We start from the raw sequence: 5,006 nt of genomic DNA, 5'->3' as shown, positions 1-5,006 counted from the left end.
GTAATCCGTGTCGATGGGATTCACCTCACCGTCCGGCTTCATGGGATCTTTTTCGTCCGTCATTACTTGCTCCATAGACTAAAGTTCAGGGGGTACAAGCATGAAGGATATAGCTTACAGATACAACCGCTTGGTCAGCTTTGGGGTCTCAGACGTTTATTTTTGTTAAATCAACCAGCTGTGATAAAGAGGAATACCAATCAGTACGTTGAAGGGGAAGGTGATGCCCAGTGAAGCCAGCATTGCCAGGCCAATGTCAGCTTTGGGAATAGCGGTACGTACCGCTACCGGTGCAGCGATGTAGGAGGCGCTGGCTGTTAGACTGGCCAGAATCAGTACCGAACCATCCGGCAGCCCCAGCATTTTTCCGGTGAACAGACCGGCCAGTCCCAGCAGGGATGGCGCTACCATGGCAAAAATGATGACCCGGATCTTGTCCAGTCGCACCTTGGACAGGGCATCAGCAGCAACCAAACCCATTTCAAGCAGAAACAGCGCCAGTACACCTTTAAAGGCAGTCATATAAAGGTCGGTGACCATGGCACCTTCCAGCGGGCCATACATCCAGCCGATTACCACCCCACCGACCAGCAGGATTACACCCCGGTTGGTCAGGGCTTCATGGATCAGGGCTGTTGTAGTACCACTGCCGCCACTTTCGCGGCTGAAATGACGGAACAATAGCAGGCCAATCAGAATGGCTGGCAGTTCCAGCAGTACCAGATAGATGGTGACCTGACCACCAATGGTCAGCTGCTGGGATTCGGCATAAGCAAAAGCCACGGCAAAGGTACCGGCACTGACCGAACCATAGTGGGCGGTGAAACTGGCGCTGTCAGCTAGGCTTAAACGTACAACTTTCAGCAGTAGCGGGAAAAGTATCAGCGGGATGGCGATGCCCAGCAGGGTGACCGCGCCCATTTCGATTAACAGGTGCCAGCCGACGTTACCGTGAAGTGCCATGCCGCCTTTCAGGCCGATGGTCAACATCAACAGCAGGCTGAGTACGTCATACGCAGCCTTGGGGATGGTCAGATCAGATTTTACCAGTCCAGATAATAGACCGAGCAGAAAAAACATCACCACGATGTCAGGCATGAAAACCTCTGTTATAAATCAGAAACCGGTGGTGTCTCGCAGGCAGCGAGTTTAACTGCTTATCGGTCTCGAAAAAAGGCTTAAGTGCCGGTGCCTTTTGATAAGTGGTTGTTGCATGGTGGTTTAGTTGGCCTTGTTGAAATGAAGGCAAAAAAACGCCAGCAGTTTGCTGGCGAAGAGTGAGGCGTGCCTGTCAGAGCCTCGATGATGAGTTTAGGCGACTTGACCCATCACAAGGTCCTGAGCCTCTAGCGAATAAATATGGTAAGCCTCGGGTCCGAATCCATCCACAGCGGAAGACATGTAAGTGAAGTGACGTGGAATGGCTTCACCGGTACCGAAAACGCGCAGTTTTAACTGGATTTCCGGCAGGGAAAGATCCAGAGGTACTTCAACCCATACAAACACGGCTTTTTCAGTTACCAGATACTCACTGTGCACCAGACGGAAGCCTTTACGTAGCTTCAGTGAGTTGAGTGCACTGCCGCATTCAAGACGGAATTTGTGAACAGTTTTCATACCCACCTCCATTTGCTCTAGTCGTGGTATGAAAATTAGCGCATGAAAGGCAAGGAATAAACAGATTCCTTGATTGTAATTATCAGTTTTTTCCGATGCTTTTGTGCGCCAATATACTGCGTATGGCCAGGTGCTGTGGTGAGGCGGTGCGAGTTACTGCAAAAATGGCATCCATCACCCCGTCAATTCGTGCCAGCTCACTGACACCATACTGGCGGCAGACCTCATCCCTTATGGCATGAGGTGCAGCAAAAATTCCCATACCCCGACTGCCGAATACCTTGATCAGCGCACTATCATCAATCTCGGCAACAAACCTTGGGATGATCTGACGTTGCTGCAACCACAAGAGCAGTTGCTGGAAATAGGGGGTGCTGTATGAAGTGGCCAGTAAGGGTTCACCATGCAGGCTAGTCGGAAAGTTGCGCTGTAAGCGTTGTGTGGTATCAGGGGTAGCAAACAGACTGATGGGAGTTCGCATCAACTCGGTTGCCACCAGACCCGACTGGGAAAAATCATCTGGTAGTTGATCGGTCAGCACCAGATCAAAAGCCTGTTTTTTTAAGCTGCGAATCAGGTCAGGGGTTTGCCCGGTATGGCAGCACAGGTTCAGTGGGCGTTCAAGCTGTGTGGCTGGTTCCAGCAACTGCCAGGCAATCAGCTTGTGGATGGAGGCTGCAATACCCACCTTGAGTTTTAATGGTGCCTGCTGCTCAAAATGTTTCAGTCCGGACTCCATTTCTTCCGCCAAAGCAAAAATCTGCTCGGCATACTGGTACACCCACTGGCCTTTTTCCGTTAGCTTCAGGCTGCGATTTTCACGGCGGAATAAGGTATGACCAAGCGACTCCTCCAGCGAAGCTAACTGCCCACTCAGGGTTTGAGGTGCCAGATCCAACACCTCCGCTGCACGGGCAATGGAGCCTTCTCGTGCAATTAGCCAGAAGTAATGCAGGTGTTTCAGATTCACCTTGGGCAGCATTGCCATGTCCTTGGAAAGGGTTGGTATGATAGCCAGACTTTAAAGAGCGACGCTCAACTGATCAAGCAAGAAAAAATTAAACGCTGCAACCTTTTTACTCTACTGGTGGTCTTTAGTTTCGGTTGGCGCTAACTCGGGAATTTGGTCAGGAGAATAAGGGATGATGTTCAGCTGGATGAAGCAGTTCAGAACGCAGTTGCTGGTCACCTTGTCGATGACCTTGATTGGTTTTACGCTGGTTTTGAGTTTGGTGATCTGGTTTAAAACCAGCGAATACCTGAAGCGTGAAATCGGGTATGAGCTGGTAGAAACTACAAGGCTGATGTCTGATAAGTTGGATCGTTATATCTGGTCACGTTCAGCCGAACTGGCATTGATCAATAGCCTCGATACCTTGCGTAATCCTGAGGATGTGGAAGGCATTCAGCTGGTACTTAACCAGTTGCGTCAGTTTATCCCTGTATTCTCATGGGTTGGCTTTATGGATAAACAGGGGCAGGTGATTGCGGCAACTTCTGGTATGGGACTGGGCGAGGATTTTTCCAGACAGGCCATTTTTCTGAATGCACAAAACCAGCGTTTTTTTGGGAGTGTTCAGAGTTTATTGTCAGAAACAGCCAACAGTAAAACCTCTGCCGCACAGCCAGACCATGCAATTGGCATCAGCTATCCTGTACTGGATTATGACCAGCAGTTTTCTGGAGTTCTGGCAGCCCATCTCAGCCTGGATTGGGTTAGAGAAATTATTGATGGCTTTAAAGTACCGCTGGCACAGCATAAAAACATTGAAATGTATGTGATCAGTGGAATAGATAATCGGGTGCTAATGGGGCCTGAAGCCAATATAGGTCATTTTCTGGAGTTGCCCAGCATTGTGGCAGCTCGTGCTGGTGATGTTGGCTTCCTGACTGAAACCTGGCCAGACGGGCGGGATTATTTGACCAGTTATGTGCAGTCATCCGGTCATCAGAACTATCCTGGCCTGGAATGGGTGATTCTGTTGCGGCAGGATCTGGAAAAAGCTTACAAACCCACTCAGCATATTCTGGGAATTATCTGGCTGATTGGATCGATTTTTGGTGGTTCGATGCTGGTTTTGTCCTGGGTTCTGGCTGGACGCATGGCAAGCCCTATTGAGCAGATCACGCTTGCTGCCAGAAGCATGCTGGATGGCAGTCAGCGGACGTTGCCCAGATTAAAAGGATATGAAGAGGTTGAGGTATTATCCAATACCCTCAGTACCCTGGTTGGGCAGTTGATCAAGGCAGAAAATAGCCGGGATCACATGCACAGAATTGCACACCATGATGCTCTGACCGGATTGCCCAACCGTAATGCCATGAACGATTTTCTTGCCAGAGCCAAACAGCAGTTGCCTGGCACACCAGGAAACCTGACGCTGATGTTTATGGATCTGGATCGTTTTAAGCAGGTGAATGACACCTATGGACATGAGGTTGGCGATAAGCTGTTGCAGCAGGTTGCAGGGCGCGTGTTGCCACTGGTTGTCGCCAATGATCAGCAAATGCTGGTGCGTCTGGGTGGTGATGAGTTTGTATTCCTGCTGGAGTCAGAAATGCCAGATCCACGCAGAACTTTTAGTGATATGGCAGAAGAAGTCATCATCCGCAGGCTGAACCAGGAGTTTGTGATTGACGGCAAACAAGTGAGTATTGGCTGCAGTCTTGGTGGTGCTGTATGGCCTGCAGATGCTGAGGATCTACAGCATGTGATGGTGCTGGCAGATCAGGCGCTTTATCGAGCCAAACAGCAGGGGCGTAATCGGGTGATATTTCATCAAATCTAGCCTTGGAATCCGGCGGCTTTTAACAGCTGGCGTGTGTAATCAGTGGCAGGCTGGCTGAACAGTGTTTCTGTTGCTGCTGTTTCCACTTCCCGACCATCTTTCATCACCAGGATGCGGTGGCTGAGTGCACGAACAACTCGCAGGTCATGGCTGATAAAAAGATAGGCCAGCTGGTGTTTTTGCTGCAGGTCACGTAACAACTCAATCACCTGCGCCTGTACACTGCGATCCAGTGCTGAAGTGGGTTCATCCAGCACCAGCAGTCGGGGTTTCAGAATCAGGGCGCGGGCAATGGCAATACGCTGGCGCTGCCCACCGGAAAACTCATGGGGGTAACGAAAGCGAACGGCAGTTTCCAGTCCCACCTCCTCCAGTACCTGACAAACTGCAGCATCCAGCTGAGCGGTTGACAGCTCGGGTTGATGAAGTTGTAATCCTTCTGCCACGATGTCGGCCACACTCATGCGTGGACTGAGGCTGCCGTAAGGATCCTGAAACACAATTTGCATCTTGCGCCGCCAGGGCAGCAGTTGTTGCTGTTTCAGTTGATTTAAAGCGGTGCCTTCCAGTTTGATTTCACCGGCAGCAATCGCTTGCAGC

At 50.5% G+C, this 5,006-nt stretch carries 5 protein-coding genes; 1 reads left to right on the top strand and 4 read right to left on the bottom strand.

The features are described from left to right. Nucleotides 1-165: 165 nt before the first annotated feature. The 3 genes from IBX50_RS17180 to IBX50_RS17170 form a co-directional block, all read right to left on the bottom strand. Complete coding sequence (locus IBX50_RS17180; RefSeq protein ID WP_292257526.1) at nucleotides 166-1,098, bottom strand: sodium-dependent bicarbonate transport family permease; 933 nt, start codon at nucleotides 1,096-1,098, stop codon at nucleotides 166-168. 213 nt (nucleotides 1,099-1,311) lie between these two features. Then, nucleotides 1,312-1,617 (bottom strand): hypothetical protein, encoded by a 306-nt coding sequence (locus tag IBX50_RS17175; RefSeq protein WP_292257525.1) that lies wholly within the window; start codon nucleotides 1,615-1,617, stop codon nucleotides 1,312-1,314. A gap of 82 nt (nucleotides 1,618-1,699) precedes the next feature. Next, nucleotides 1,700-2,605, bottom strand: a complete 906-nt coding sequence (locus IBX50_RS17170) for a LysR family transcriptional regulator (RefSeq protein ID WP_292257524.1) — start codon at nucleotides 2,603-2,605, stop codon at nucleotides 1,700-1,702. A gap of 154 nt (nucleotides 2,606-2,759) precedes the next feature. Between IBX50_RS17170 and IBX50_RS17165 the strand changes: the two genes are divergently transcribed. Beyond that, nucleotides 2,760-4,406 carry a sensor domain-containing diguanylate cyclase gene (locus IBX50_RS17165; protein WP_292257523.1) on the top strand — a complete coding sequence of 549 codons (1,647 nt, stop codon included), beginning with the start codon at nucleotides 2,760-2,762 and terminating at the stop codon, nucleotides 4,404-4,406. Here the strand turns inward: IBX50_RS17165 and IBX50_RS17160 are convergent. Further along, the coding region (locus IBX50_RS17160; protein ID WP_292257522.1) for an ATP-binding cassette domain-containing protein at nucleotides 4,403-5,006 on the bottom strand (604 nt) is incomplete at its 5' end. The genes IBX50_RS17165 and IBX50_RS17160 overlap by 4 nt on opposite strands.

The sequence above is a fragment of the Marinospirillum sp. genome, from assembly GCF_014859565.1.
This window is presented reverse-complemented; position numbering and strand designations above follow the sequence as displayed.

Bases quoted from the DNA above. Each gene is read 5' to 3' on its own strand.
- IBX50_RS17175 (WP_292257525.1), bottom strand. From the start codon at position 1,617: ATGAAAACTGTTCACAAATTCCGTCTTGAATGCGGCAGTGCACTCAAC.
- IBX50_RS17180 (WP_292257526.1), bottom strand. From the start codon at position 1,098: ATGCCTGACATCGTGGTGATGTTTTTTCTGCTCGGTCTATTATCTGGA.
- IBX50_RS17170 (WP_292257524.1), bottom strand. From the start codon at position 2,605: ATGGCAATGCTGCCCAAGGTGAATCTGAAACACCTGCATTACTTCTGG.
- IBX50_RS17165 (WP_292257523.1), top strand. From the start codon at position 2,760: ATGATGTTCAGCTGGATGAAGCAGTTCAGAACGCAGTTGCTGGTCACC.